23 protein-coding genes and 1 pseudogene are annotated in these 26,800 nt (G+C 66.9%); 9 read left to right on the forward strand and 15 right to left on the reverse strand.

What is annotated here, in order from left to right:
* Window positions 1-68: 68 nt before the first annotated feature.
* Together KO481_RS36510 and KO481_RS36515 are read right to left on the reverse strand one after the other, a co-directional pair.
* Window positions 69-719, reverse strand: a complete 651-nt coding sequence (locus tag KO481_RS36510; RefSeq protein WP_215923104.1) for a hemerythrin domain-containing protein — start codon at window positions 717-719, stop codon at window positions 69-71.
* Entirely contained in the window at window positions 716-1,603 is an 888-nt protein-coding gene (locus KO481_RS36515; protein WP_215923105.1) for an NmrA family NAD(P)-binding protein, read from the reverse strand. The genes KO481_RS36510 and KO481_RS36515 overlap by 4 nt, the downstream gene beginning before the upstream one ends.
* Window positions 1,604-1,845: 242 nt before the next feature.
* On the opposite strand from KO481_RS36515, the gene KO481_RS36520 reads away from it, so the two are divergent.
* Window positions 1,846-2,289, forward strand: a complete 444-nt coding sequence (locus KO481_RS36520; RefSeq protein ID WP_215923106.1) for a MarR family winged helix-turn-helix transcriptional regulator — start codon at window positions 1,846-1,848, stop codon at window positions 2,287-2,289.
* Window positions 2,290-2,603: 314 nt separating this feature from the next.
* A complete protein-coding gene (locus tag KO481_RS36525; protein ID WP_215923107.1) occupies window positions 2,604-3,236 on the forward strand; it encodes an NAD(P)-dependent oxidoreductase in 633 nt (210 codons plus the stop codon).
* 98 nt (window positions 3,237-3,334) lie between these two features.
* Here KO481_RS36525 and KO481_RS36530 read toward each other — a convergent pair whose 3' ends face one another.
* Window positions 3,335-4,297, reverse strand: a complete 963-nt coding sequence (locus tag KO481_RS36530) for a DUF5996 family protein (RefSeq protein ID WP_215923108.1) — start codon at window positions 4,295-4,297, stop codon at window positions 3,335-3,337.
* A 76-nt stretch (window positions 4,298-4,373) separates the two neighbouring features.
* Between KO481_RS36530 and KO481_RS36535 the strand changes: the two genes are divergently transcribed.
* Together KO481_RS36535 and KO481_RS36540 are read left to right on the forward strand one after the other, a co-directional pair.
* Window positions 4,374-4,517 carry a hypothetical protein gene (locus KO481_RS36535; RefSeq protein WP_215923109.1) on the forward strand — a complete coding sequence of 48 codons (144 nt, stop codon included), beginning with the start codon at window positions 4,374-4,376 and terminating at the stop codon, window positions 4,515-4,517.
* Window positions 4,518-4,573: 56 nt separating this feature from the next.
* On the forward strand, window positions 4,574-5,164 hold the full coding sequence (locus tag KO481_RS36540; RefSeq protein WP_215923110.1) for a YoaK family protein: 591 nt from the start codon (window positions 4,574-4,576) through the stop codon (window positions 5,162-5,164).
* 179 nt (window positions 5,165-5,343) lie between these two features.
* Here KO481_RS36540 and KO481_RS36545 read toward each other — a convergent pair whose 3' ends face one another.
* The 8 genes from KO481_RS36545 to KO481_RS36580 all read right to left on the reverse strand — a co-directional run bounded on the left by KO481_RS36545 (window position 5,344) and on the right by KO481_RS36580 (window position 14,658).
* On the reverse strand, window positions 5,344-5,697 hold the full coding sequence (locus KO481_RS36545; RefSeq protein WP_215923111.1) for a GNAT family N-acetyltransferase: 354 nt from the start codon (window positions 5,695-5,697) through the stop codon (window positions 5,344-5,346).
* A gap of 105 nt (window positions 5,698-5,802) precedes the next feature.
* Window positions 5,803-7,182, reverse strand: coding sequence for an FAD-containing oxidoreductase (locus tag KO481_RS36550; RefSeq protein WP_215923112.1), 1,380 nt, complete (start codon window positions 7,180-7,182; stop codon window positions 5,803-5,805).
* Between the two features lie 8 nt (window positions 7,183-7,190).
* Window positions 7,191-7,673, reverse strand: coding sequence for a DUF4126 family protein (locus KO481_RS36555; protein ID WP_215923113.1), 483 nt, complete (start codon window positions 7,671-7,673; stop codon window positions 7,191-7,193).
* 110 nt (window positions 7,674-7,783) lie between these two features.
* Window positions 7,784-8,179, reverse strand: a complete 396-nt coding sequence (locus tag KO481_RS36560; RefSeq protein WP_215923183.1) for a MaoC/PaaZ C-terminal domain-containing protein — start codon at window positions 8,177-8,179, stop codon at window positions 7,784-7,786.
* Window positions 8,180-8,207: 28 nt separating this feature from the next.
* A complete protein-coding gene (locus KO481_RS36565; protein WP_215923114.1) occupies window positions 8,208-9,347 on the reverse strand; it encodes an acyl-CoA dehydrogenase family protein in 1,140 nt (379 codons plus the stop codon).
* Window positions 9,348-9,379: 32 nt separating this feature from the next.
* Window positions 9,380-11,530, reverse strand: coding sequence for a 3-hydroxyacyl-CoA dehydrogenase NAD-binding domain-containing protein (locus tag KO481_RS36570; RefSeq protein WP_215923115.1), 2,151 nt, complete (start codon window positions 11,528-11,530; stop codon window positions 9,380-9,382).
* Window positions 11,531-11,561: 31 nt separating this feature from the next.
* Window positions 11,562-12,782, reverse strand: a complete 1,221-nt coding sequence (locus KO481_RS36575; RefSeq protein WP_215923116.1) for an acetyl-CoA C-acetyltransferase — start codon at window positions 12,780-12,782, stop codon at window positions 11,562-11,564.
* A 73-nt stretch (window positions 12,783-12,855) separates the two neighbouring features.
* Window positions 12,856-14,658, reverse strand: a complete 1,803-nt coding sequence (locus KO481_RS36580; protein ID WP_215923117.1) for an AMP-dependent synthetase/ligase — start codon at window positions 14,656-14,658, stop codon at window positions 12,856-12,858.
* A gap of 140 nt (window positions 14,659-14,798) precedes the next feature.
* On the opposite strand from KO481_RS36580, the gene KO481_RS36585 reads away from it, so the two are divergent.
* Together KO481_RS36585 and KO481_RS36590 are read left to right on the forward strand one after the other, a co-directional pair.
* Entirely contained in the window at window positions 14,799-16,067 is a 1,269-nt protein-coding gene (locus tag KO481_RS36585; protein ID WP_215923118.1) for a PucR family transcriptional regulator, read from the forward strand.
* Between the two features lie 213 nt (window positions 16,068-16,280).
* A complete protein-coding gene (locus KO481_RS36590) occupies window positions 16,281-17,348 on the forward strand; it encodes a fatty acid desaturase family protein (protein ID WP_215923119.1) in 1,068 nt (355 codons plus the stop codon).
* A gap of 58 nt (window positions 17,349-17,406) precedes the next feature.
* Here the strand turns inward: KO481_RS36590 and KO481_RS36595 are convergent.
* Window positions 17,407-18,459: pseudogene (locus KO481_RS36595) on the reverse strand (RNA polymerase sigma factor); the annotation flags it as partial.
* Window positions 18,460-18,764: 305 nt separating this feature from the next.
* On the opposite strand from KO481_RS36595, the gene KO481_RS36600 reads away from it, so the two are divergent.
* Window positions 18,765-18,968 (forward strand): cold-shock protein, encoded by a 204-nt coding sequence (locus KO481_RS36600; protein ID WP_215923121.1) that lies wholly within the window; start codon window positions 18,765-18,767, stop codon window positions 18,966-18,968.
* A 130-nt stretch (window positions 18,969-19,098) separates the two neighbouring features.
* On the opposite strand, the gene KO481_RS36605 is transcribed toward KO481_RS36600, so the two are convergent.
* Complete coding sequence (locus tag KO481_RS36605; protein WP_215923122.1) at window positions 19,099-19,524, reverse strand: SRPBCC family protein; 426 nt, start codon at window positions 19,522-19,524, stop codon at window positions 19,099-19,101.
* A 130-nt stretch (window positions 19,525-19,654) separates the two neighbouring features.
* On the opposite strand from KO481_RS36605, the gene KO481_RS36610 reads away from it, so the two are divergent.
* Both KO481_RS36610 and KO481_RS36615 read left to right on the forward strand, forming a co-directional pair.
* A complete protein-coding gene (locus KO481_RS36610) occupies window positions 19,655-22,369 on the forward strand; it encodes an ATP-binding protein (protein WP_215923123.1) in 2,715 nt (904 codons plus the stop codon).
* 83 nt (window positions 22,370-22,452) lie between these two features.
* Window positions 22,453-23,505: an alpha/beta fold hydrolase gene (locus tag KO481_RS36615; protein ID WP_215923124.1), complete on the forward strand. Its 1,053-nt coding sequence runs from the start codon at window positions 22,453-22,455 to the stop codon at window positions 23,503-23,505.
* A gap of 53 nt (window positions 23,506-23,558) precedes the next feature.
* Here KO481_RS36615 and KO481_RS36620 read toward each other — a convergent pair whose 3' ends face one another.
* Together KO481_RS36620 and KO481_RS36625 are read right to left on the reverse strand one after the other, a co-directional pair.
* Window positions 23,559-25,154 carry an ABC-F family ATP-binding cassette domain-containing protein gene (locus KO481_RS36620; protein WP_215923125.1) on the reverse strand — a complete coding sequence of 532 codons (1,596 nt, stop codon included), beginning with the start codon at window positions 25,152-25,154 and terminating at the stop codon, window positions 23,559-23,561.
* A 186-nt stretch (window positions 25,155-25,340) separates the two neighbouring features.
* Window positions 25,341-26,783 (reverse strand): aldehyde dehydrogenase, encoded by a 1,443-nt coding sequence (locus tag KO481_RS36625; protein ID WP_215923126.1) that lies wholly within the window; start codon window positions 26,781-26,783, stop codon window positions 25,341-25,343.
* Window positions 26,784-26,800 lie beyond the last annotated feature (17 nt).

The following is a 26,800-nucleotide window of genomic DNA, read 5'->3' on the forward strand; positions in this document are numbered from 1 at the left end:
TCATGGTGGTCGCACCTCTCGCTGGAGAGAAGATGGGTTTGGGCTGTGACGCCAGGTGGCGAGCTGGGTCAGCCGCGGAGTGCGGTGGTTTCGCGGGTGAACTGGCGGTGGCCGATCAGCTTGTAGGCCAAACGGGCTGGGGCGGGTATCACCTGCATGAACCTCTGGCGTTCCGCGTCGTCGGCTTCCTCGGTGATGTGGCCGAGGATGACCAGTCGCCGGGTGAGCGGGATCGCGCTCATGCCGTGCTTGCCGAGTGCGTCCCATTCGCTTTGCGTCAGGGTGACCGAGACGACCGGGAGCAGCTTCTGCTCCTCCTCGGCCAGGTGATCGATCAGTGTCGGCATCGTGGCTTCGATGCGGGCGGCCATCTGCTCGCCGGTGGCTGGGTCCGCGGTAGCTGTCCACACCGGCAGTTCCGCGTTGACGGCTGTGACGGTGTCGTCGACCTGTGCGTGCTGTGCGTCCATCCGGTCCATCAGATCCGGGTCGAGCGGGGTTCGCTTGCGCAGCAAGGGAAAGAGCAGTTCGTCCTCGCCGGTGTGGTGCGTGTGCAGGAAGTCCAGCATCTCCCGGGCGTGCGCGCCGATGACCTGTGATCGTGCACGGTCGTTGGCGGCGGAGCGAAACAGTCGGGGGAGTTGGCCGAACTCGCGCCGGATGACGCGGTGGATCAGAACCATCTCGTAGGTGTCGACCCCGGGGCCGGAGGTCCTCACCGTGACTCCTCGATGGTTGCGGCGTTCTGGACGGCTTCGGGAGTGGGGAACTCGTTGTGGTGGGCCTGGGCCCAGTCGGTGAAGCTGCGTGCCGGGCGACCGGTGACTGCGGTGATGTCACCTGTCGGCTCGGAGTTATACGGTTCCACAGTGGAGCGGAAGAGCTCGATGACGGCGTGCGCGAGCTCCTTGGGCATGCCATAGGACACCATCTCCGCGAGCGCGCCGGCCGGGTCGGCTTCGGCGTAGCGCAGGTCGCGGCCCAGCACGTGGCTGAGAATTGTGACCTGGTCGGAGGGGGCGAGTGGTTCGGGGCCGGTGAGCTCGTAGACCCGGTGATTGTGGCCGTCTTGGGTGAGGCAGGCCGCGGCGACCGCCGCGATGTCCGCCGGGTCGACGACAGCGGCCCGGCCACCGGCGAACGGGGCGTACACGACCTGATCGGCCGCGATCATTCCCGCCCAGTTGAGCGCGTTGGACATGAACGCGGTGGGCCGCAGGAACGTCCACCCGATGCCGCTGTCACGGATCGCCTCCTCACCGGCCCGGTGCAAGGTGGTGATCGGGTCGGTCGCGGCGTGTCCGACATTGCGCACGGACAGCTTGACGATCCGCTCCACGCCCGCTCGCCGCGCCGCGGCTATGAGCCGGTGATCGTGTGCGGCGATGTGGAGCCCGTCGGTGAGCAAAAACACCGCCTGCACACCGTCCAGCACGGGTGCCAGATCACTGTCACCGAGATCGGCCACGACTTTCTGGGCGCCGTCGGGGAAAACCGCGCCAGGATTGCGGGTGAGTACCCGCATGTGACCTGCCTGGGTGGGCAGGAGCGCGGTGATGACTTCCGAACCGACAGTGCCGGTAGCTCCGGTAATCAAAATCATGAGTTCTGGTCCTTTGTTCGATCGACCGCCGCCATCTGAATTAGTCAGTTTTCATTACTAATATAGTCATACATCCGAACCGATAGCAACAGCGGCAGGTACGAGGCCACCGAGGGGCGGGCGGCACCTGCGGAACGCAGCGTGCGCCAGCTCCGCGGCACGCGCCGCCGCCGCGGTCGAATCGGCGGCGGCGTAGGGTGTGAACCTCGCGGGATCAGGCGGGCGATGGAGCTGGGAGCGGCATGGACGACGAGCAGCAGGTTGATCTGGGGACGTCGCTGTTCATCCCATACCGGTACACCGAGGACCGGATTTTTCGAGCCCTCCAGGATGCCGGGTTCGACGACTGGACCCTCGCCCAATGCCGAGTGTTCCAGCGCGTCGCCCAGGACGGTTCGCGCCTCACGGACCTCGCTGACCAGGCGCAAATGACCAAACAGAGCGCCAGTGCGATGGTCGATCAGCTGGAAAATCTGGGCTACGTCCGCCGGATCCCAGACCCCGCGGATGGCCGCGCCCGACTGATCGTGATCGAGCAACGCGGCCGGCAGGCGGTCGAGGTAGCCAAGGCGACACGCGACGAGATCCTCGCGGAGTGGAAGGAATACCTGGGCACCCGCAACTTCACGCTGCTGCAGCAGATCCTGGATCAACTCCGCGAGATCACAGACCCCTACGCGCGGTAGACCCGGCCACACCGAGCCGTCCGCACCGATACCTGCCGGCCCCGAGCCGTCGCAACCGGCGGGCGCCAACAGACCCCGACTCCGCCTTGACTTAGTCAGGCTTGCTGACTAAGTTGGTTGATGACCCTGACGATGTTCTGGTGATGGGCGGCTGATTGCCGCAGTGCACAGCGCTCAGACGAGCCGGACCGTTGCCGCAGAGGCCGCTGCCGGCAGAGGCATGCGGGGGTCCGACACAGCATGGGCGGGACTCGGCCTCTGCCACTCAGCCGCACCAGCACGCCCATTCATCCTTCGATAGAGAGCGAAGTATCGTGAAGTTTCTTGTTCTTGGAGCAACCGGTCGCACCGGCGTCCTGTTCATGAAAAAGGCATTAGACCAGGGACACCAGGTCACTGCCCTCGTCCGGCGGGCCGACGCCACCGTTGATCCGCGCGCTCGAATCGTCGGCGGCGACGTCACCGACGCCACCGTGATCGCAACGGCAGCCCGAGGCCACGACGCGATCATCAGCACGCTCGGAGTGAAGAACGCCCGCGAGACGCCCACGCTGATCACCGACACCGTCCGCGCGGTCATCGCATCCGCGAAAACATCAGGCGTTGACCGTTTCGTCATCCTGTCTGCGTTCGGAGTTGGCGACTCCCTCGCCAAAGCCTCATTCCTCGTCGGCCCCATTTTCCGCACCGCGCTTCGGAAAACCTACGCGGACAAAGCCGCATCGGAAGTCCTCTTGAGGGCCAGCGATCTGAAATGGACCCTCGAATACCCCGGAGCATTGAACAACGGTGACAGCACCCGCTACAACGCCGTAGCGCTCGCAGACGTCACGAAATTGCCGATCTTCCCGTCAACCTCTCGCGCAAACGTCGCCGACTTCCTCCTCCACTCCGCCGTGGAAGACACCTTCATACGTCAGATCGCCGTAGTCACCGACGCCAAATAGGTCACCAACGCAGGCCCAAGAAACACCGATCACCAGCGCCATCGCCGCTCTGGTCACGCTGAGAAGCTCGATCGTTCGTAAATCCTGTTCCTGTGAGGTCAGCGCAGGGACCAGGGCGCCGCGGCTCGCTCCTGGGCCCACCGCTGCGGATCGCATTCCAGCGTGTTTCGGTCCCAGTGGCCGAGTTCGGCTGCGGCCTCATATGTTTCGCGCAGGAAATCGGTCACCAGCGCGTTCGGATCTTCCGCGGCACGCACCGTCTCATAGGGTAGGACGAATTCACCCAGGTTGGCATCGTAGGTCGCGCCGGGCACATGCAGCCGACGTTCGCGGTAGCCGTCGGGTTCGGGATAGGAGTACGCGTAGAACGCGCCTTCCGCACCGCCGCCGGGCCAGAATCCGCAGCTGCTGAGTTCGTGCGAATAGCCCTCCACCATCACCCAATCGGCACAGTGCGGTGCACCGCCGCCATGTTCGGGCGCGGTCCTTCCCGAGAAACGAGTACAGGCCAGATCCATTGCACCCCAATAGAAATGCACCGGACTGGATTTACCAATAAAGCCGGAACGGAACTCGTTGAGCAGGCGGTCGGCATACACGAGCTGCCGCCAGAACGCCTGCACGGACGGGGGATCGTAGGAAGCGTGCCGGGTGTCCTCGGCGAAGGGAATCGACGGGTCGACTTCATTGGGGCGGCCCTGAATCCGGGTCTCGAGTCCCAATTCGTCCAGGGCTTGCATGGTTTCGGCGTAGAACTGCGCCACCGATTTCGGCGCGAGCGCCACGCTGCGGGTATCGCCGTTATCGGCGCGGATCACCAATCGGTGTGCAAGGAAATCGAATTCGATATCGAAGAGCCGATCGTCGTAGTGGATGCCCGAGGTCCTCAGCCCGCGCGGGCTGACATAGAGGGTCACCTGCCACCAGTGGTTCAACAACGGAGCGTGCGCGAGCCGGATCTTGCCCACCACCTGCGTCCACATGTGGAGGGTGTCGCGGGTATCGGTCCAGTCCGCCACCCGCAGCTGCGGCCACGCGGTGGTGGAATTCGTCTCCGCCATCTCGGTAACTCCCTTCGTCGTCGATTCGATTCAGGTCCGCCCACTAGCACCGAGCACCAGAGCTACGAAATTTGTCATGACACTCCAATCCGAGCAGTTGGCCGAAGTACGGGCCGAGCCTACGACACCGCAAACCTGGATCGACACTCCTGCCCGATCCATCGGCGGTGACACCGGCGACCGCCGCGATGCCGGCGCCGACCGGCTCCGCATGTCCTGATCTCAGGCTTTTTCGGCCCATTCGGAGGGGCGGAGTTCGCTGGCCGTAGTCGAGAATTGGCGAGGCGCCGGACCGGAAACGTCGTCTTCGCAGGCTTCGCCGCCGCACACGCGCCCGGCTTCCTCTGGTGGGCACTGCTGCTGGCGGTGGCGGCCTTCCTGATCGGCGCACTGACCGGCGGGCGCCTGCACAGCCGCCTCGGCGCCCATCGGGGCCGCCACCTCTACGGTGCCGCGCTGACCGAACTGATACTGATCACCGCGGCGTGGATCACGACGCTGGCGACCGGTCAGCCCTACCGCGGCTGGTCGCTGGCGATCCTCATCACGTTCCTCGGCACGGGCTTGGGTCTGCAGAATGCGACTGCCCGCGCCCTGGCCGTCCCCGACCTGACCACCACGGTCCTCACACTCACGCTCACCGGCATTGCGGCCGACAGCGTGGCCGCTGGCGGAACCAACAGCAAGCTGGGCCGACGTCTGATTCCGATCGCCGCCATGTTCGCCGGCGTGGCGATCTGCTCCGCTCTTGTCGTCCACGGCCACGGCCCGGCCACGCTCGCCACCGCGGTGTTCGTTTTGGCCGCGATCGTCGTCTCCGGACGCTTCGCCGCCCGCTCCACCCGAAGCTGGACCGCCAGGTCGTGACGCATCCCCGACCTGGATCACTCCGCAGCCCTGTTCGTTTGATCTTCCACACGACCTTCCCCGCGCTGACCGTGCTTCGACAGCCGGCTCTTGTCCCGCTTACAGCCGGGCGCCCGGTTCGCCAGCCAGGGGGGCGTTGAGGCACGGCCGCAGGGAAACCGGGTCGGCCCGGCCGGATTTCACGCGCGTTCCCGTTCCACGACCGCTAGCGCCTGCGGGTTCACCGGATCGACGATGTCGTCGAATTCCTGATGTTTGGCCAGAAAGCCCGCCACCACCGGACATACCGGGACGATCCGCCGACCGAGGGACCGCGCATCGGCGAGCGCGGCCGCTACCAGGCGCCCGGCCAGCCCTCGTCCGGAAAACTGTGTATCGATTTCGGTGTGGTAGAAGATCCGCTGGTCTTCGTGGTCGATGTAGGCGGTGAAGCCGGCCAGGACATCGTCGACACGGATCTCGTAGCGCCGATGCTCGGGCGAGTCGGCGATCGTGACGGTCGTGTGGTCGGCGTCTGCAATCGGGTTGTTCATCGCTCGTCCTTCCGGTGGTTCTATCCGGCCCTCGGAGTGGCTGCCGCTGGAGCGAGTTTGACAGAATTTGGTGGACATGGCAACCAATTGTGCCTGTGACGCGGGCTATTCCAGCGGCTCGAGCCCCTCGAGCATGGTGGGCACCAGCTCGGCGACGGTCGGATGGATGTGCACGGTGTGGGTCATGGTGGTGTACGGCGCCTTTGCGGACATCAGATCGAGGATGCAGTGCACCACCTCGTCGCCGCCGACGCCCAGGATCGCGGCGCCGAGAATCTGGCGGGTCTCGGCGTCGACCACCACCTTCATGAAGCCCTGGGTCTCCCCCTTTTCGACCGCGCGGCCGACCCGGGTCATCGGGCGCTTGCCCACCAGGGCTTTTCGCCCCGTTGCCCGCACCTGGGCTTCGGTCATGCCGGCGCGGCCGAGTGGCGGGTCGATGTACAGCGCGTAGGTGGGGATGCGGTCGCTGACGCGCCGGGGTTCACCGTCGAGCAGGTTGGCCGTGACGATCTCGAAGTCGTTGTAGGACGTGTGGGTGAACGCTCCCCTGCCGTTGCAGTCGCCCATCGCCCAGATGTGCTCGACGCTGGTCCGGAGCTGATCGTCAACGGTGATGAAACCCCGTGCGTCGGTGGCCACTCCGGCCAGATCCAGACCCAGTTCGTCGGTATTGGGCACCCGGCCGACCGCAAGGAGAAGATGTGATCCGGTCACTACCGGGCCGTCGGCACGGGTGGTCACGGCCACACCGTCACCGTCCCGCGAGACGCGAATATCGTTGGCGCCCAGGTGGATAGTGATGCCTTCACGCTCCAGGATGCCCTTGATAGCGGCGCAGACGTCGTCGTCCTCCCGGGGTGCCAGGCGCGCTCCGCGTTCGATCACGGTGACCTCGGCGCCGAACCGGCGGTACATCTGGGCGAACTCCAGCCCGATGTAGCTGCCCCCGATGATGACCAGATGCGTTGGCACCACATCGAGTTCGAGGATGCCGACATTGGTCAGATAGTCGACGTCGGCCAGCCCCGGGATATCGGGACTCGAGGCCCGGCCGCCGACGTTGAGGAATATCCGTTCAGCGGTGATCCTTTGATCGCCGACCTGCAGTGTGTGGGGGTCGATGAATCGGGCGTGCCCACGCAACAGGGTGCAGCGGTCCATGCCGTCGAGCCAGTTCTCGACACCGTCCCGGTCGGCGGTGACGATGCCGTCCTTGCGCCCCTTGACCTTTGCCATGTCGACCACGACCGCACCGGTGCTGATGCCGTAGTCGGCGCTACGACGGGCCAGGTGCGCGGCGTGCGCACTGGCCACCAGTGTCTTGGTGGGAATGCAGCCGGAGTTCACGCAGGTACCGCCGACCAGCTTCCGCTCCACCACGGCGACGGTCTGCCCGGCATCCACGAGCCGACCGGCCAGGGGCGGTCCGGCCTGGCCCGCTCCGACGATGATGGCGTCGAACAGCGTTGCCTCGGTTGACATTCGGCTCCCTACAGATTCATGGCCAGAGCGACGATGACGAATCCGCCACCCACCGCGAGGACGTCTTCGGCCAGCGCCACCGGAAGGTCGCGGCCGCCGGTCCGCTCGACCAGCCCTCGCCGCGCACGATACCCGCCCAGTGTCCCGATGACCGCGCCGACCACTCCGCATATCAGCGCCGCGAAGGTGTGGTGCCATCCCGCACCGACGACGGCACCGGCAAAGGCGCCGGTGATGATCCGGGCCCCGAACTGCGACGGTACCGTCCGCGGCGGGGTCGAAGGTAGTTGATCGGTGATCAGCTCGACCACCAGCAGAATGGTCAGCACGATCGCGGTGACCAGGTGCGCGACCCAGCCGGCCCAGGTGTGTGCCACCGGCAACCAGCCAAGCCGGGCGCCCCAGGCCACCACCCCGGGTGCGGTGAACGCCCGCAGGCCCGCAACCACACCGATGAGCAGGGCCAACAGCAAAACGAGTGCGTATGTCATGCAGCCTCCGTCCGATTGGCGCGCCGCCTGAACAACACTGAACGAGTCGATCTCCAGTGCGTACGCGGGTACTTTAGCGGCGATTTCACGGTCGCCAGGGAGCAGGGCGATCACTTCTTCACACAGTCCACAACAGCGGCGTTGCCTCTGCTGTGGACGTAGCCATCGAGTTCGATGATCATGACGCGCTCGTCGTGCTGGTTGGCGAGGTCCCCCTGGACGCGGACTCTCGCTCGCCCGCGCCACGTCGGCGCGACCTCGACGATCGTGACCCGGCCGGACAGGGTGTCTCCGGGGTGGACCGGTTTCGGCAGCGTCATGCCCCTGATGTCGCGTCCGGCGACGACGGCCCATCGCGAGTAGACGCCGGCCACGGCCAGTCGTTGGAACACGCACAGAGTGTGCAGGCCGCTGGCGATCACCCCGCCGAAATGTTCGCCGTCGCCGACATGGATCGCCAGCGGATCCCATTGCTGCGCGAACGCACGGATAGCCTCGTCGGTCAGGCTGTATCGACCGAGGCCGGCGTCGTCGTCACCGGGCGTACAGGTCGCGGGCGATGATCATCTTCTGGATTTGCGGTGTGCCGTCACCGATCTGGTAGCCCGACACGTCGCGCAGCATGGCCTGCAGCGGCATTTCCTCGGACCAGCCGATGTGGCCGTGTAGGACGACACAGTCGTTGATGGCGGCCATCGCGACCTGCGGCGCCCACCACTTGAGCATCGCCGCCTGGGCGGTGTGCGGCTCGCCGGCCATGCGCAGGCCGAGGGTCTGGTAGGCCAGCGCCCGGACCGCGGTGATGTAGGTGCTGTGCTCGGCCAGTGGGAACTGCACACCCTGGTTCACCGCCAGCGGCTGCCCGAAGGTGGTGCGCTGCTTGGTGTATTCCACGGTCATGTCGATGGCGCGCTGGGCGGTGCCGATCACCATGAGCCCGATCAGGGTTCTGGTGAGGTCGAATTCGCGCATGATCCCGTGGAAGCCGCCGCCCGGTTCGATCATCACGTGAGAGTCGGGTACGAAGGTGCCGTCGAAGGTGAGTGCGCCGCGGCCGATGGCCTTGCAGCCGGGGTCGTGGAACGCCTGCCTGGCGATGGTCGGATCGTTCAGGGGGACCGCGAACGCGCCGATTCCCTTGGCGCGCTTGCCCGGTTCGGTTTGCGCGATGACGGCGGCGAAGTCGGCGTGCGGGGCCTGGGTGATGGAGGACTTCTCCCCGTACAGTTTCCAGCCGCCCTCGACCCGCTCGGCGCGGCAGGTCAACGCGGAGGCGTCGGAGCCGGTGCCGGGTTCGGTGAGCGCGGTGCAGCCGATGGCCTCGCCGGAGATCAATGTGGGGAGCCACTCCTCGCGCACCGCCGCCGGGGCGTGTGCGGCCAGGAAGCTGGTCTGCACGTTGACGAAGAAGTACGCCAGCGCCATGGTCGAGCAGGCGTAGCCGAGCTCCTCGGCGGCGATCCCCAGGGCGAGCAGGTCCGCGCCCTGGCCGCCGAGTTCCTCGGGCACGGCCAGCGCGGTGAGGCCGGCGTCGGCCAGTTCGCGCAGCTCCGCGCGCGGGTATTCGGTGCTCGCCGCCCGGGCGAGCTGGCCGGGGATGAACTTCTCGCGGGCGAACTTGCGGATGTTGTCGCGGAAGACGAGGTGATCCTCGTCGAGAACGAATGCGTTCATGATGGTCCGATCTGGTTGCGGGAGTATTTGATTCAGTGGCCGACGGGGATGCCGCTATCGGCGGCGGCCACCAGCGATGCGGTCGGGGTGAATCGGGGGCCGTACGCCTCGGCGAGTTCGCGGGCGCGAGCAACGAACCCGGCGGGGCCGCCCGGGTAGGTGTTGACGAACGACAGTGCCCCGCCGGTGCCGGCCGGGAAGCCGCCCATCACGGACCCGACGTTGGCCATGGTCGCGGACTCGACGATGCCTTCTTCGAGGCAGGCGAGGACCTCCAGCGCGATCCGGAACAGGTACCGGTCGCGCAGATCCTGGAACGGGATGTCGCGAGCGGGTCCGAACGCCTCGCGCAGTCCCGGCCACAGCCCGAGGCGCTTGCCGTCGGCGTAGTCGTAGAAGCCCGCGCCGGCGGCACGGCCCAGGCGCCCGAATTCGTCGACCATGCGGATCACGACACCCTCGCCCGCGGTGCGGCTGTCCGCGCTACCCGCTGCGGCCTCCCGGTCGGCGATGATCTGCCGGGACAGCGACAGGCTCACCTGGTCGAGCACCAGCAGTGGCTGGGTCTGCATGCCGTTCTGCAGCGCCGCCTGTTCAATGGAGGTGGCGGGCACGCCGTCGGCCACCATCTCGCACGCCTCGAATGTGGCCGCCATGAACAGGCGCGTCAGATAGAAGCCGCGGCCGTCGTTGACCACAATCGGCGTCTTGTTGATCAGCCGGACCGCGTCGACAGCACGCGACACCGTTTCCCGGTCGGTGAGCGCGCCCTTGACCACCTCGACCATCGGCATCCGGTCCACGGGCGAGGAGAAGTGCATGCCGATGAACGCCTCCGGCCGGGTGACTCCCTCGGCGAGTCCGGTGATCGGAATCTGCGAGGTGTTCGACGCCAGCAGCGCGTTGCCGTCGAGGACCGGCTCGACCTGGCCGTAGGTCTTCTTCTTCAGTTCGGGGTCCTCGAACACGGCCTCGATCATCAGATCCGCACCGGCGAGGTCGGCGTCGTCGGCCGTCGGGGTGATGCGGGCGAGCAGATCGTCGGCACGCTGCTTGGTCCAGCGGCCCTTGGCGACCGCGGCCTCGACGAGCGTGCGCGAATACGCTTTGCCGCGTTCGGCGGCCTCCAGCGAAATATCCTCGAGGGCAACGGTCACACCGGCTTTGGCGTATTCGTAGGCGATACCCGCGCCCATCATGCCCGCGCCGATCACTGCCACCTTGCTCGGACGGAAGGGCGCCGTCCCGGCGGGGCGATCGGTGTTCCGGTTCACCTGCTGCAGGTCGAAGAACGCCTGAATCCCGTTGGCGGTCAACGGATTCATCGCCAGGTCGACCACATATCGGGTCTCGATCGTGGACGCCGCGGCGAAGTCGACGAGGCTGCCCTCGACCGCGGCGGCGATCAGGTTCCGCGGGGCCGGCAGATCGGCTCCCTTGAGCCGCTTGCACACGGAGGCCGTCAGCGCCAGCACCTGCTGCGACAGCTCGGCCTCGGTGGCGCGCCCGCCCGGGAGGGTGTAACCCTTGCGGTCCCAGGGCTGTACGGCAGCCGGGTTGGCGGCGATCCACGCCCGCGCGGCGGGCAGCAATTCGGCATCGGTGCCGACCACCGCATCGACCAGCCCCGCCGCGAGCGCCTTGCGCGGGCTGAATTTGGCGCCCTTCAGCAGCACGTTCGTCAACGCGCCCGCCAGGCCGAACATGCGCACGGTCCGCACCACCCCGCCCGCGCCGGGAATCACACCGAGGGTCACCTCGGGCAAGCCGATCTGAATTCCTGAGCGATCCACGGCAATTCGGTGGTGGGTGGCCAGCGCGAGTTCGAGGCCACCGCCGAGCGCGGTGCCGTTGATGGCGGTCACGACCGGCTTGCCCAGGCGTTCCAGCCGGCGCAGCAGCGCCTTCGCCCCGTCGAAGAAGGCGGCGATCTGCACCGCGTCCGCGCTCTGGAACAGCGGCCCGACCTCCTTGAGATCCGCTCCGGCGCTGAAGATTTCCTTGCCGGAGGTGATGACGACGCCGACGTAGTCGTCACGTTCGGCCTCCAGCCGGTCCACGGTGACGGCCAGCGACTGCCGGAAGGCGGCATTCCAGGTGTTGGCGGTCTGGGAGGGGTCGTCCACGGTCAGCACCACGATGCCGTCCGCACCGAGTTCCCAGCCGATGATGTTCTCGCTCATTGTCTTTCCAGTCCTCTCTGGTGCGGGCGGATCAGCTCAGGCGCTCGACGATGGTGGCGATGCCGATGCCGCCGACCGCGCAGAGCGTGACCATGCCGTAGCGTTTGCCGGTGCGCTCGAGTTCGTCGATGACGGTGCCGAGCAGCATGCCGCCGGTCGCGCCGAGCGGGTGCCCCATGGCGATGGCGCCACCGTTGACGTTGATGGTGTCCACGTCGATGTCGAACTGCTGCGCGAAAGTCAGCACCACGGCCGCGAACGCCTCGTTGACCTCGATCAGGTCGATGTCGTTGATGCTCAGTCCGGCCTTGTCCAGCGCCTTGCGGCAGGCCGGGTAGGGGCCGGTGAATCCGATCGACGTATCGGATCCGGTGACCGCGGTGACCACGATCCGAGCGCGCGGGGTGAGCCCGAATTCCGCTCCGACACGGGCGTTTCCGATGGCGAGCAGCGACGCGCCGTCCACGATGCCCGAGGAATTGCCCGCGGTGTGCACGTGCTCGATACGCTCGAGCTCGTGGTAGCGCTGCAACGCGACGGCGTCGAAGCCGCCGTGCTCACCGATCGCCGCGAACGCGGGCTTCAACGCGCCCAGCGACTCCACGGTGGCATCCGGGCGAATCAGCTCGTCGTGGTCGAGCACGACGACACCGTTGAGGTCCGCGACCGGCACCACCGAACCCTTGAACCGGCCTTCCGCCCACGCTCGGGCTGCGTTCTGGTGCGAGCGCGCGGCGAAGGCGTCGAGATCGGGCCGGCTGAACCCGTACTTGGCGGCCAGCAGATCCGAGGCCGGCCCCTGCGGAATGATCGGAGTGCGCTGGTAGACATTGGGATCCGAGGCGACGACCATGCCGCCGTCGGAGCCCATCGGAACCCGGGACATGGATTCGACGCCACCGGCGAAGATGAGGTCTTCCCAGCCCGAGGCGATCTTCTGGGCGGCGGTGTTCACCGCTTCCAGGCCCGAAGCGCAGTACCGGTTGAGCTGCACGCCCACCGCGGTCTCGCCCAATCCCGCACGCAGCACCGCCATTTCGGCGATGCCGAAGCCCTGCTCGCCGACCGCGCTGACACAGCCCAAGATCACGTCGTCGATCCGGTCCGCGTCGATGCCCTCATTGCGCCGCAGCAGTTCCCGGATCAGGCCGGTGGCGAGCTCGACCGGCGCGATCGTGTACAGCCCGCCGGTCGGCTTGCCCAGACCTCGCGGGGTACGAATCGCGTCGTACACGAATGCTTCTGTCGTCATTGCTCTCTTTCTTCCGTTCTGTCGCTTCGGCGCGACGGTTCATACGATGGGAAATGCCTGAGCGGCAGCGTGTTCAGGCCCGGCCGCGCGCGTAGAGCGCATCGATCTCGCTCGCGTATTTCTCCGCGATGACGGCGCGGCGCAGCTTCATCGTGGGAGTGATCTCGTCGCTGCCGGGTGCCCAGAAGACCGGCAGCACGGTGTAGGCCTTCACCTGCTCGACCCGTGACAGTCGCGCATTGGCGACGGCTACGGCCTCGTCGAGCCGTCGTCGAACGGCTGGATCGGCCGCCAGCACCTGCGGTGACCCCTCGACGCCGTGCTCGGCGGCGAATACAGCCGCCGCCTCGGGCTCGAGGGTGATCAGCGCGGTCACATATTTGCGCCGGTCGCCGATGGCCACCACGGAACCGACCAACGGGCTCGCCGCACGGATCGTGCTCTCGATGTTGGTGGGCGACATGTTCTTGCCCGCGGAATTGATGATCAATTCCTTCTTGCGATCGACGATAGTGATGTAACCGCCGGCATCGATGACTCCGACATCGCCGGTGTGCACCCAGCCGTCCGCGTCGACGACCTCGGCGGTGCGGACCGGGTCGTTGCGATACCCCGTCATCAATCCGGGGGTGCGGACCACCAATTCACCGTCCTCGAGAAGGCGAATCTCGACCCGGCTCAACACCGTGCCGACGGTGCCCACCCGCTGCGCACCCGGACGATTGGACGTCGCCAGGCCGATCTCGGACATACCCCACGCCTCGGCCACCGGAATCCCCAGCGCCAGAAGAAATTCCAGGGTCTCCGGGGTGATCGGCGCGGCGCCGGTATACGCAATACTCGTCCGGTCCAGACCGATTCGTTCCCGCAGCCGCGCCAACACCAGGCGCTCGGCCAGCACATGCCGCAGCCGCAGCGTTACCGAGATCGGTCGGCCCGCGAGATCCGCGGCGACCTTGTGCCGACCGACGTCGAGCGCCCATGCGGTCACCGCGCCGCGCGGACCGGTCTGCTCGGCGAGTGCGGCACACACCGCAGCCTCGATCTTGTACCAGAGCATCGGCACGGTGATGAACACCGTCGGCCGTGCCACCGGCAGCGCGGCCGCGAGGTTCTTGCTGTCTGCCACCGTGTACACCACCGCGCCGGTGACGGCGGGCATGTAGTGGGCGATCCACCGGTTGATGGCGTGTGCATCGGGAAGATAGGACACGACCCGCCCACCGCAACCCGCCGCGAACTCCGGGATCCCCAGCATCGCCTCGGTGCCGAACATGGCATTGCGATGCGACATCTCCACGCCCTTCGGCGCCCCGGTGGTTCCGGAGGTGTAGATGATGGTGATCGGGTCATCGGCATCGACCGCACGCCAATGGGATTCGAAATCGAACGCGGGATCGCCCAGGGCCTCGAGTTCCGCGAGCGTCATGGTGCCCGCCGGGGCGTCGTCGAGGCAGATCACGTGCTCGACCCGGCCACCTGCTCTGGCTTCGAGCACACGTGCGAGGAACTGCTCTTCACAGACGACGACGCGATTGCCCGCATTCTCGAACAGGTAGGCGATCTGCGCTGGAGCGTTGGTGTTGTAGACCGAGAAGGGGATCGCGCCCAGGTGGTACGCGGCGGCGTCGACCAGGTGGAACTCGGGCCGGTTGGTGAGCATGATCGCGACCGTGTCGCCGTGCTCGACACCCAGTGCCGCCAGCCCCGCCGCGAGCCGGCGCACGCGAGCTCCGTACTCACCCCACGTCAACGCGGTCTTGCCGTCGAGTGTGCGCAGCGCGAGATCTCCGGCTCGAGTCGCGCAGGTGCGCTGGAACAGCTCGCACAGCGACTTCGCCTGTGAAAGCCGTGAAAGGGTGTCCGTAGTGCTCATGCCGGTCAGTGTGCGGCGATAGCGGAACTGCACGCTTGTACCGTGAGTCACAAGGTGACCGGCCGCGATTGTGCCGCCGCGGCAGTCTGTAGTGTGCCACCGCTGCCATCTGTACATCGACGTACGCCGGGAGAATCGATATGCGTCAACCCCGTGACCTGGTTGCGGAGGCCAGAGCCTGGTTCGAATCCTTCGCCGACCGTGAGGTGGCCGAGCCGGAGTTGACCACCCTGTCCGGACGGATGATCGACGCCATCGCCGCCGACGTGCCGGAGATCGGATCCGACGCCGCGCTTCGGCAGGAACTTCGGGTCGCCGTGCACGACGGAGTCGGCGCGTACTTCAGCCAGGGGCCGCACGAGCGTCCCGGCGATATCCACCTGCCCAACACTGCCAAGGCCCTGGGCCGCGCACTGGCCCAGCGCGGCTACGACATCGCACTGCTGCAGCGCTGCTACCGGACCCTGCAGCGCATCAGCTGGGCCGAGATCATGACCTCCGCCGTTCGTGAGATCACCGATCCGGAGTTGTTGCCGGTAGTGCTGGACCTACAGTGGGATCACCTGAGCCGCACCATATCCGGTGCTACCGAGCGCGCCGAAATGGCCTTTCTGAATGAGCTGCGGCGGCAAGCGAGCACCGCGCTGACCCGCAGGCGCGAGCTCGTCGAGGCAATCCTGCACGAGGACAGGGTCGATATCGAGCGCAGCACACGGCAACTCGGGCACAACCTCTACATCCAGCAGACCGGCCTGATCCTCTGGACTCTGGACCGCCCCCAGGAAGACTCGAGCGCGATGCTGGAGACACTTGCCGTCGACATCGCCACCGCCCTCGGCGCTCCACGTCCGCTGATGCTGCCCGCCGGCGGCCGGATGCTCTGGGCCTGGCTGGCCACACCGGAAGCGCCCGATCTCCGGAAGATCGCTCACCTGAAGGCATTTCAGCAGAATCAACCGATCGTTCAGTTGGCCGCCGGGGTCCCCGCGACCGGTCTGGAAGGGTTCCGCGTCAGCCACCAGGAAGCCCTACGGGCCTACCGGATCGCCGCGGAGACCGAGCCCGCGCCGGTCACCCTGTACCGCGATGTCGAACTCGTCAGCTGTCTGGCCGCCGACATCGCCGCACTCTCCCGATTGGTGCGCCGCGAACTGGGCGGCCTCGCGGAGCGAGGCGCGGCCACCGCGCGACTGCGCGAAACCACCCTGGTCTACCTCGAACAAGGCAGTATGGCCAAGGCCGCCGAAGCGCTGAGCGTGCACAAGAACACAGTGCTGTACCGGATGCAGCAGGTCGACGAATTACTGCCACAGCCGCTCGACGAACACAAGATGGCCTTGGAGGTGGCTCTCCGGGTGGTGGCCACCCTCGGTGAACGGGTGCTCCCGGATCTGCGCCCCGACCTGTAGGCTGGGGTGCGCGCGGCTATCACACCTCAGTCCGATTCCAGGTCATACCAAGGGATTACATCGAACGAGAATCCGGTCGATAACTTCGAATCGTCACTCCCGCTCTCGACACACAAACAGCTCCCGCTGAAATCGAAGCTCCGATCGACATCGGTCGATCGGCATCGAGGACGGGCGAAGTTGGCATCTCCGACCCAGCTCTCAGGAAGATTCATGACCACACCAGCCTTGGTTCCAGAGTCATTTCCACGATCAGCGCGACCCGGAGCCGACGGTGATTACGCCCGTCTGTTGCGCCGGATCTCCGACGCGGGACTGATGACCCGGCGTCCCCTCTACTACACGGTCCGGCTCAGCCTAGTCGGGATCGCGTTCACGGCCGGCTGGGCGGCGTTCGTGCTGGTCGGTGACTCGTGGTGGACGCTCATGGTTGCGGCATTCATGGCCGTGGCGTGCGCTCAGGTCGCCCTGGTCATGCACGATGTCGCGCACCGCCAAGTCTTCCGGCTACGGCGGCCGACGGAGATCGTGGGCCGGGTCGTGGGCAACGCCGGAATAGGCCTGGCGTACGGCTGGTGGCAGGACAAGCACACCCGGCATCACGCCAACCCGAACCACGAGGAACTCGACCCCGATGTCGCACCCGACATTCTCCTCTGGTCACAACGGCAAGCACAGGCCAGCCGTGGCCTGCCTCGTCTCATCGCGAGGGCACAGGCATTCCTGTTCTTCCCCCTGCTGATGCTGTTGGGCCTGAACCTCCACCTGTCCGGCGTCCGTGCGCTCGCAAGCCGATCGGTCAAACACCGCGGACTGGAGGGGGCGCTGTTGTTCGGCCACTTCGCCGCCTATCTGGCCGCACTGTTCGCGGTTCTGCCCGCCGACAAAGCGTTCGCGTTCCTCGCTGTCCACCAAGCGATGTTCGGCCTGTACATGGGCTGCATCTTCGCCCCGAACCACAAGGGCATGCCGACTCTGATCGGCGACGACCGCCCCGACTACCTACGCCGGCAAGTGCTGACCTCCCGCGACGTGCGGGGCGGCGTGTTGACCGACCTCGCCCTCGGCGGACTCAACTATCAGATCGAGCACCACCTGTTCCCGAGCATGCCGACCCCGAACCTGCGTCACGCCCAGGTGATCGTCCGCGACTACTGCGCCGAAATCGGCGTGCCCTACCACGAGACCGGGCTGATCTCCTCGTACCGCGAGGCACTGAAGCATCTGCACCACGTCGGCGCACCCCTGCGGACCACCGGCCCACGGCAGAACGCCGAATGAAAGTTCCGACACTACACCGCATCTCACGTCTACAGCCCATCCGCAGGACCATTGCCCACTATTCGAGGTAATCCCGTAGCAACTGTGAGCGCGATGGGTGACGTAGCTTCGACATCGTCTTCGACTCGATCTGCCGGATCCGCTCACGGGTGACGCCGTAAACCTTCCCGATGTCGTCGAGCGTTCGAGGCTTCCCATCACTCAGGCCGTAACGCAGGCGCATGACGCCGGCTTCGCGCTCGCTGAGCGTGTCGAGTACCGACCGCAACTGCTCCTGCAGCAGAGTGAACGCTACCTTCTCGACGGCCACGACAGCCTCGGAGTCTTCGATGAAATCGCCGAACTGGGTCGCGCCCTCGTCACCGAGCGTCTGGTCCAACGAGATCGGTTCCCGCGCGATTTGCCGAACCTCGAGAACCTTCGCGGGTGTAATACCTAATTCCGTGGCAAGCTCCTGGGCTGTTGCCTCGCGGCCCAGCTGCTGCAGCAGTTCGCGCTCTACACGCGCAAGCTTGTTGATGATCTCCACCATGTGCACGGGGATTCGTATGGTGCGGGCCTGGTCGGCCATGGCGCGAGAAATCGCCTGGCGAATCCACCATGTGGCATAGGTCGAGAACTTGAATCCTCTGCTGTAGTCGAACTTTTCGACCGCCCGCACCAGACCCACATTGCCCTCCTGGATCAGGTCGAGGAAGGCCATGCCCCGCCCGCTGTACCGTTTGGCGATCGACACCACCAGCCGCAGGTTTGCCTCGAGCAGATGATCTCTGGCCGCGATGCCGTCCTGTACGAGCCAGGTCAGGTCTCGGTGACGTGCGATCGTGAGATCCGGGGGCCCCTCGCATTCGGCCTGCAGTTTCTGCACCGCATACAGACCGACTTCGATCCGGACCGCGAGATCGACCTCCTCGGCCGCGGAGAGTAGGGGAACTCGCCCGATCTGCTTCAGATACGCCCGTATCGAGTCTCCACCGGAGGTGACCTCCGCTTCCTTGCGCGCCCGACGCAGCGCCGGAGACTCGTCCTCATCCCAGATGTCGTCCGCAGCATCATCCTGCTGCGCCGAGGTGCCAGTGGAATCTTGGTCATTTGGTTCGCCTGCGGTCAGTGCCACATTCGCCTCTCCGAGTGATTCGGGCGGCATCGCGATTCGAGAAACAGGACCGCAGAGAGGCCTCGAGCGGCTCGGCAATCACCGGGACCAATGACCAGCGTACTGGTCAACACACGAAGTGAGGCGACTACCGGCCCCAGCCCATACCTTCCACTACGCTTCGCGGTGATCTGCCATGTGATCAGTACGGCCGAAGCACGATGCGAGGGATCGTCGGAGGTCATGGCATAGTGAGGGTCGAGGACGGGCTCCTTACCAAAATTTGCCCGACTCACTACAGAAGAGAAGTTGTTTACAGCATGACTCAAGGCAGCGTGAAGTGGTTCAACGGTGAAAAGGGCTTCGGCTTCATCGCTCAAGACGGAGGCGGCCCGGACGTCTTCGTGCATTACTCGGCCGTGAGCGGCGCGGGTTACAAATCCCTCGATGAGGGTCAGCGTGTCGAGTTCTCGGTGGAGCAGGGCCAGAAGGGCCCCCAAGCCGTGGACGTCAGCGTCATCTGATTCATCCCGAGTTCGTGAAGAGCTTCGCACCGACCACGGTGCGAAGCTTTTTTGTTCGAGCGGCCTGCGCGGCTTCAGTGGACACCGGGTGCGAGCGGGCCGGCGTCCCGAGCAGGCGGTGGCACGGACATCACGCCGCCCGTAGCGGGCCGGAGAACGATTTGCGCAGCGAGGACGAGGCCAGTGGCAGGAGGGCTGCCAGCAGCTTGCCCTTGAACGCCCGCGGAGTCCGGGTGAGTTCGACATCGACTCGGGTGCCGTCCGATTCGGAGGTGACCCGGAAGACCCAGCCGCCGCCCGCGCCGAAGAGCTTGGAGTCCAATGTGGTGACCGTGACGGTGTCGCCGTCCGGATTCCACTGGTAGCGGGCACGCTCCCAAGCGGCGGCGGTGCCCTCGGTGACCTCGGCCCAGTTGTCGCCGCGGTCGTGGACGACGAAATGCTCGGTGTCGATGCTCGGCCACATCTCGGTGCGGGCAGGCGAAAAATCGGTGAGAACCCGCACCACCTCGGCGGGGGGCAGGGTGGAGAAGAGATGAAAGCGAACCGTTGTCATGGCGATAACCCTGGCCGCCGGGGCCGGGTCGCCGAATCTGTCATGTGACGCTGGGGTGACGTAATCCTGCTTCGGTAAGGTCGCGGCGGGTCGCGTACGCCGTCACGTGCCCGGGAGGAGAACGCCGCACATGCCGATGGTCGGACGACACACCGAACTGAGAGACCTGACGGCACTCGTGGACGACCCCGTTGGCCGGAACGGCATCCTGATCGAGGGGGAACCCGGGATCGGGAAGTCGACGCTCGTGGACGAGACCGTAGCGAAGGCGGCCCGCGCGGGGCTGCGAGTATTGCGCACCGCCGGTGCGGAAGCCGAGCACAGCCTCAACTACGCCGCACTACAGCGGCTGCTGTACCCCCTGCGCCGCACTTTCGACACCCTTCCGGCCCGGCAGTTCGACGCGCTGACGACCGCATTGGGGATGTCGGATGCCGAGGGCGAGCCGAGCTTGCACCTGGTGGGTCTGGCCACATTGACGCTGCTTGCCGATCTGGCGGCCGAACAGTCGGTGCTGGTGATTGCCGAGGATGTGCACTGGCTCGATCCCGCCAGTGCCGAGGTGCTCGCGTTCGTCGCGCGTCGCGTCGACTCCGAACCCCTCGCCCTGCTCGCCACGGCGCGTGGGGGCAGCGACTCGCCGCTGCGCGAGGCCGGACTGACCGCCCTGTGTCTGGGTCCGCTGCCGGAGGACGACGCGAAGGCGCTGCTCGACAGCATTGCGCCGGGCCTGTCCGCCCCCATCCGTCACCGGGTACTCGCCGAGGCGCACGGCAATCCGCTCGCCCTGACCGAACTGCCAACGGCCGCGGCTGAACTCGGCGGACCGGCCGTGACGCTGCCGCTGACCGAGCGCCTCGAGCGCGCGTTCTCGGCGCGCGGCGCCGCGCTGCCCGACCGCACCCGATCGGCATTGCTGGTCGCGGCGCTCGACGATGGTGACTCGGTGACCGAAACACTGGCCGCCGCCGGGATTCTCCTCGGCTCGCCGGTGGGGACCGAGGTGCTCGCGCCGGCCGTGGCGGCCAAGCTGATCACCCTCGGTTCGGGCACGGTGACCTTCCGCCATCCTCTGGTCCGCTCGGCCCTCGCCGCGGCGGCGACGCCCGAGGAACGTAGCCACGCCCACCTCGCGCTCGCCGATCTGCTCGCGGGCTCGCCCGATCGCCAGGTGTGGCATCGGGCGGCGGGCGCCACCGGTGCCGACGAGCAGGTGGCCACCGCTCTCGAGGAGGCCGCTGAACGGTCCCGGCATCGTGGCGGCGCGGTCACAGCGCTCGAACGGGCCGCGGATCTGAGCGCCACTCCCGCCCGGCGGGCGGATCGCCTGCTGCGCGCGGCCGAACTGGCCGTCGACTCCGGGCACCGGGCCACCACCGAACGACTGGTCGACGCCGCCCGCGCGCTGCCGCTCACCGCCGCGCAGGAGGCCACCGCCAACTGGCTGCTGAGCGGGTTCGAGGACGGCATGCGCGAAAGCCCGTCGCGCATCGGCGAACTCGCGAAGCTGGCAGCCTCGGTTGCCGCGGACGGGTATACGGATCCCGCGCTGCGGATCATGTGGGGTGCGGCCATGCGGTGCTTCTGGGCCGAACCGGGACCTGAGACCCGGCGCGCGGTGCTCGCGGTCGCGGACACCTTCGGTATTCCCGACGGTGACCCGCGCAAGCTGGCGATCGACTCGATCGTGGCTCCGTTGGACCGTGGCGAACAGGTCCTCGGGCAGTTGCGGGCGCTGGCCGCGGTGACCGGGCGCGATCCGGAGGTCGACCACTTCCTCAGCAGCGCGGCCTATCAGGTCGGGGCCTTCGATCTGGCGGCGCACTTCGCCGGTGCGGCCGCCCCGGCGTTCCGGTCCGCCGGACGGCTGGGGCTGCTGACCCGGGCACTCGCGATCCAGGCGTGGAGCCTGGCCCGGCTCGGTGACCTCAACGCCGCCGCGCCCATCGCGGCCGAGGCCGTGACTTTCGCCGGAGAGACGGCGGCGCCGTTCATGCAAGCGGTGGTGACCGCGGTACAGGCCGAAATCGCGGCGCTGCGCGGCGATTACGAGGCCGCGAGGACCTTCGCGGCGGATGCCGAACGGACCGGGCTGGCCGCGGGCGCGCGGCCGGTGCTGGCCACGGTTCAGCTCGCCCGGGGACTCGTCGCGCTGGGCGAGGGGCGATTCGAGGATGCCTTCACCGATCTGACGCGCATTCACGATCCGCGCGACCCGTCCTACTCGCTGACCTTGCGCGCGTGCTTCCTCACCGAAACGGCCGAGGCCGCCGTTCGCGCCGGGCAGACCGAGGCCGCGGCGGAATTGCTGCGCGGCCTGGAACCGATTGCGGCGGCCACGTCTTCGCCCGCGCTGCACATCGGGTTGCGTTATGCCCGAGCGGTTCTCGCCGGCGATTCGGCTGGGAAGCTGTTCGAGGCCGCCCTGGCGGCCGATCTTACGGGCTGGCCGGCCGAGCGCGGCCGTCTGCATCTCGCGTATGGCGAGTGGCTGCGCCGGCAGCGCCGGGTGGCGGAATCCCGCACGCATCTGCGCACGGCCCGGGAGACTTTCGACGCGCTCGGCTTCACGGCGTGGAGTGAGCGGGCCCGGCTCGAACTGCGCAGCGCGGGCGAATCGAGCCCGAATCGGGATCCGGACGCCCGCGAGCGGCTCACCCCGCACGAGCTGAGCATCGCGCAATTGGCGGCGCAGGGATTGACCAATCGGGAGATCGGGCAGCGGTTGTACCTGTCGCATCGGACCGTGAGCACCCATCTGCACCGGATCTTCCCGAAGCTCGGGATCAGCTCGCGGGGTGATCTCGCGGCATTGCTGCCGGCCGAGGAGGACATCCCCGGGTAGCCGTTCTTCCGTGCGGGCCACCGACACCGATTACGTCATCCGACGCTCGCGACCGTCACCGCGCGGTCCATAGCGTCGATGTCATGAACATCAGCAGACGATTTTTCGGTGGTGCGCTCGCCGCGGGCACGGCGAGCCTGACCGCGGCCTCGCTCAGCGCCTGCGGCCCGGACTCCGCCGCCGCACCCGCGACCACGACCCCGGTTCCCGGCGCGGAACTGCGGAAGGGCTCGGGCGAGAACACCACGCTGGGCCCGATCAAGCAGATCGACGCCGGTGTCCTCAGCGTCGCGTACGCCGAATTCGGGCCCAGCACCGGGCAACCGGTGATCCTGCTGCACGGCTGGCCCTACGACGCCTACAGCTATGCCGATGTCGGGCCGCTGCTGGCGGCCGCCGGGTACCGGGTGCTGGTGCCGTTCCTGCGGGGCTACGGCGCGACGACCTTCCTGTCCGCGCAGACGGTCCGCAACGGGCAGCAGTCGGCCATTGCCCGCGACATCGTCGATTTCATGGATGCTCTGCACATCGACAAGGCGGTGTTCGGTGGATACGACTGGGGCGCCAGGACGGTGGACATCATCGCCGCGTTGTGGCCGCAGCGGGTCAAGGCGATCGTGGCGGTGAGCGGGTACATCGTGACAGTGCAGGCGGCCCAGCAGCAGCCGCTGGCGCCGGAGGCCGAGCTGGGCTGGTGGTATCAGTACTACTTCGCTACCGAACGCGGCCGCCTGGGCTACAGCCGCAACCGGCACGACTTCAACAAGCTGATCTGGAAGCGCGCCTCCCCGGCCTGGAATTTCGACGACGCCACCTACGACCGCACCGCACCGGCCTTCGACAATCCCGATCACGTCGACATCGTCATCTCCAACTACCGTTGGCGCCTGAGCCTCGCGCCTGGTGAGCCCCAATACGACGCCTACGAACAGCAACTCGCCACCGGGCCTGCCATCACGGTGCCCGCCATCACCATCGGCAGCGACTTCGACGGCGCGGCCAAGGACGGAAAGCCCTACGCCGCCAGGTACACCGGCAAACACGAGCATCGCGTCCTCGACGGCATCGGGCACAACGTCCCGCAGGAGGCGCCGCACCCGTTCGCCCAGGCGATCATCGACGCCGACCATCTCTGACCCGCCCGAGACCGCCGGGCCCAGCCACACAACTGGGCCCGGCGGTGTGCGGTCTACAGGGCGCCGCGGCGCCGCATTCGACCGCCGGCCTCGAGCTCGATGATCGTGTCGATCCCGATCCGGTGCAGGAACGGATAGTCGTGGCTGACAACGAGAATCGCGCCGCGATAGTCGGCCAGGGCTTCGACCAGTTGGTCGACGCTCGCGATGTCGAGGTTGTTCGTCGGCTCGTCGAGGATCAGCAACTGCGCCGGCGGATCGGCGAACAGTAAGCGTGCCAGCGACACTCGGAACCGCTCACCGCCGGACAGCGTCGAGACCGGGCGTTCGACGCTGCTGCCGCGCAACAGCAGCCGGGCCAGCCGATTGCGGATCGTGCCCGGCGCGGTAGCGGGCGCCACCGCGTGGACGTTCTCGAGCGCACCCGCCTGCTCGTCCAGACCGTCCAGTCGTTGCGGCAGATATCCGATCCGGTCGGTGAACAGCGTGCCGCGTTCCGGATCGCGACCGTTGATCAGGTTCTCGATCAAGGTCGTCTTCCCCGCACCGTTGCGCCCGACCAGCGCGACCCGCTCCGGCCCCTGGACGACGATGCTCCGATCACCGTCGCGCAATTCCGCGATGCGGCGGCCGCGCGGCACGTCCGGATCGGGCAGTTCGAGGTGAATGTGCTCCTCCCGGCGAACCCGGCCCGCCGCGGCATCCAGAACCTCCTGGGCCGCACGCACTTTCGCGTCGAGGGTGATGCGCATCGCGCCCGCCGAGCTCTGCGCGCTGCTGGCGCGGTTGCCCGCGAGGATGCGGGGTATGCCGCCGTTCTGCTGGGTGGCCCGGCCGGTGCGTTCACGCCGGGCGAGCTTGGTCTCGGCCTCGATACGTTGCCGTTTCTCGACTTTCAACGCCTGCTCGGCGGTGCGTGCGGCTTGCGCGGCCGCCGCCTGTTCCTGCTCGATATGCTGCTTCCAGGCGCTGTAGGGTCCGCCGAACACGTCCAGCGTCGCACCGTGCAGTTCCGCGGTGGAATCCATATGCTCGAGCAGTTCGAGGTCGTGGCTCACCACCACCAGGGTGCCGGGCCACACGTCCACGAATTCGGCCAGCTTGGTTCGAGTTTCGCGGTCGAGGTTGTTGGTCGGCTCATCGAGCAGGGTGATCGGCGTGCGCCGGATGCGCAGCCCGGTGATCGCGACGAGCACGGCTTCGCCACCGGAGATCTCGCCCACTTTCCGGTCGAGATCGGCTGCGCCGAAACCGATATCGTGCAGCGCCTCCTCGGCGCGGGCTTCGATGTCCCAATCCTCGCCGATCGTCTCGAAGTGCGCCTCGCCGGTGTCTCCGGCTTCGATGGCACGCAGGGCAGCGAGTTTGCCTGCGACGCCGAGCAATTCGGCAATGGTTTCCTGACGGCCGAGGGTGAGCGTCTGCGGAAGGTAACCGACCTCACCGGTGGTTTCGATACGTCCCGACGTCGGGGTGAGGACTCCGGCGATCAAACGCAGCAGGGTCGATTTGCCGGTGCCGTTGCGCCCCACCAGTCCGGTGCGCCCGGTGGTCAGGGCCCCATCGAGCCGGGAGAGCGCGACAGTTCCGTCGGGCCATTCGAAGGAGACGTGCTGAAGGGTGATCGCTGATTGCATGGATGAAGACATGGGTCGTCGACTCTTTCCTGCTCGTAGACGAGCGGGCCGCTTGATTCGAGGGAATGCGGAAGCAGACGAAGGCGGTTCGGCGCGAGCAGATCTCGCGAGCAGATATGAGCAGACACGCCGCCTTCGACCGGGCGGCTAGATTCTGTCGACTTCCTCGATCAGCACGTGACCACCCTACCAGCGGTATCAGACGGTGATCGTCTGGTATTCGGTGTACTGGCCCAGGCCGACGGCGCCGAATTCACGGCCTATCCCGCTGGTCTTGAATCCGCCAAAGGGACCGTCGAATCCGATCGGGGCGCCGTTGACGGTGACCGTGCCGGTTCGGATCCGGCGGGCGACATCCAGCGCCGCGGCCTCGTCGGCGGACCACACGCCCCCGGAGAGCCCGTAGTCGGAGTCATTGGCCATGTGCACCGCGTCATCGATGTCGTCGTAGGCGAGCACGACCAGGACCGGGCCGAAGATCTCTTCCCGGGCAATGCGCATGGTCGATGTCACATCGGCGAAAACCGTTGGTGTGACATAGAAGCCGTTCCGCAAGCCGGGCGGGGTCTGCGCGCCGCCGCAGACGAGGCGCGCGCCTTCGCCGATACCGATCTCGATGTATTCGCGGACGCGCTGCTGCTGGTCGCCGCGAACCATCGGCCCGATGAAGGTTTCCGGATCGCGCGGGTCACCGACCGGTAAGGACTCGACCAGCGCCGCCAGCGCCGTGACCACGTCCTCGTAGCGCGAGCGCGGGGCGAGGATCCGCGTCTGCGCGATGCACGATTCACCATTGTTCAGCAGGGAAGCGAATTTCAGGCCGTCCATCACCGCGGTCAGATCCGCATCGGGCAGAATCACCGCCGCGGACTTGCCGCCCAGCTCGAGACTCACCCGCTTGAGCTGGGTTCCGGCGATGGCGGCGATCCGGCGACCGGCACCGGTTGAGCCGGTGAACGCGATCTTGTCGACCCGGGGATGCGAGATCAGGTACTCACTGGTTTCCCGATCGGCGGGCAGCACGCTGAGCACACCTTCGGGCAGGCCGATCCGATCCATCAGCTCGGCCAGCAGCCCCATGCTCAGTGAGTTCTCCTGAGATGCCTTGAGCACCACCGAATTTCCGGTGAGCAGGGCGGGCAGGATCTTCGAGGTCGCAGCGGAGAAGGGTGAATTCCATGGGATCACCGCCGCCACCACGCCGACCGGTTCGCGCCGCACCACGCTGCGCACCCGCGCGGTCGGGTCCGACGGGGTGAGCGTGCGCACCCAGTCGAAATTCTCGGCGGCCACCAGGTAGGCGTTCGCCTGCCGAGAGAGACCGGCCTGCCCGGCCCTGGTGAACCATACGGCCGAACCGGTTTCGGTGGTGATGAGCTCGGCGATGCGGTCGGCTTGCGCCTCGCGCAGCGCATTGAAATGCCGCAGCATCGAGATTCGCTCGGCCGGTGGGGTGTCGCGCCACACGCGACTCTCGAAGGCTGAATCCGCCGCCGCCACCGCACGATCCACATCGTCGGGTCGCGCCTGTGCCGCCTGGCCGATCACAGATCGATCATGCGGAGAGAGGATTTCCAGTAGGGCCGGTTCACTCGGTTCGATCCAGGAACCGCCGACGTACAGCCGGTCATAGGTGATCATTCGGCCGCCCCTGCGCC

This window comes from Nocardia albiluteola, from assembly GCF_018860155.1.
Lineage (GTDB): Bacteria > Actinomycetota > Actinomycetes > Mycobacteriales > Mycobacteriaceae > Nocardia > Nocardia albiluteola.

What these genes read in the sequence shown, in the direction of transcription:
- KO481_RS36600 (WP_215923121.1), top strand. Translation starts at nt 18,765, where the DNA reads ATGACTCAAGGCAGCGTGAAGTGGTTCAACGGTGAAAAGGGCTTCGGC.
- KO481_RS36590 (WP_215923119.1), top strand. Translation starts at nt 16,281, where the DNA reads ATGACCACACCAGCCTTGGTTCCAGAGTCATTTCCACGATCAGCGCGA.
- KO481_RS36620 (WP_215923125.1), bottom strand. Translation starts at nt 25,154, where the DNA reads ATGTCTTCATCCATGCAATCAGCGATCACCCTTCAGCACGTCTCCTTC.
- KO481_RS36610 (WP_215923123.1), top strand. Translation starts at nt 19,655, where the DNA reads ATGCCGATGGTCGGACGACACACCGAACTGAGAGACCTGACGGCACTC.
- KO481_RS36545 (WP_215923111.1), bottom strand. Translation starts at nt 5,697, where the DNA reads ATGAACAACCCGATTGCAGACGCCGACCACACGACCGTCACGATCGCC.
- KO481_RS36585 (WP_215923118.1), top strand. Translation starts at nt 14,799, where the DNA reads ATGCGTCAACCCCGTGACCTGGTTGCGGAGGCCAGAGCCTGGTTCGAA.
- KO481_RS36555 (WP_215923113.1), bottom strand. Translation starts at nt 7,673, where the DNA reads ATGACATACGCACTCGTTTTGCTGTTGGCCCTGCTCATCGGTGTGGTT.
- KO481_RS36575 (WP_215923116.1), bottom strand. Translation starts at nt 12,782, where the DNA reads ATGACGACAGAAGCATTCGTGTACGACGCGATTCGTACCCCGCGAGGT.
- KO481_RS36520 (WP_215923106.1), top strand. Translation starts at nt 1,846, where the DNA reads ATGGACGACGAGCAGCAGGTTGATCTGGGGACGTCGCTGTTCATCCCA.
- KO481_RS36570 (WP_215923115.1), bottom strand. Translation starts at nt 11,530, where the DNA reads ATGAGCGAGAACATCATCGGCTGGGAACTCGGTGCGGACGGCATCGTG.
- KO481_RS36615 (WP_215923124.1), top strand. Translation starts at nt 22,453, where the DNA reads ATGAACATCAGCAGACGATTTTTCGGTGGTGCGCTCGCCGCGGGCACG.
- KO481_RS36535 (WP_215923109.1), top strand. Translation starts at nt 4,374, where the DNA reads ATGACACTCCAATCCGAGCAGTTGGCCGAAGTACGGGCCGAGCCTACG.
- KO481_RS36580 (WP_215923117.1), bottom strand. Translation starts at nt 14,658, where the DNA reads ATGAGCACTACGGACACCCTTTCACGGCTTTCACAGGCGAAGTCGCTG.
- KO481_RS36530 (WP_215923108.1), bottom strand. Translation starts at nt 4,297, where the DNA reads ATGGCGGAGACGAATTCCACCACCGCGTGGCCGCAGCTGCGGGTGGCG.
- KO481_RS36550 (WP_215923112.1), bottom strand. Translation starts at nt 7,182, where the DNA reads ATGTCAACCGAGGCAACGCTGTTCGACGCCATCATCGTCGGAGCGGGC.
- KO481_RS36625 (WP_215923126.1), bottom strand. Translation starts at nt 26,783, where the DNA reads ATGATCACCTATGACCGGCTGTACGTCGGCGGTTCCTGGATCGAACCG.
- KO481_RS36515 (WP_215923105.1), bottom strand. Translation starts at nt 1,603, where the DNA reads ATGATTTTGATTACCGGAGCTACCGGCACTGTCGGTTCGGAAGTCATC.
- KO481_RS36605 (WP_215923122.1), bottom strand. Translation starts at nt 19,524, where the DNA reads ATGACAACGGTTCGCTTTCATCTCTTCTCCACCCTGCCCCCCGCCGAG.
- KO481_RS36565 (WP_215923114.1), bottom strand. Translation starts at nt 9,347, where the DNA reads ATGAACGCATTCGTTCTCGACGAGGATCACCTCGTCTTCCGCGACAAC.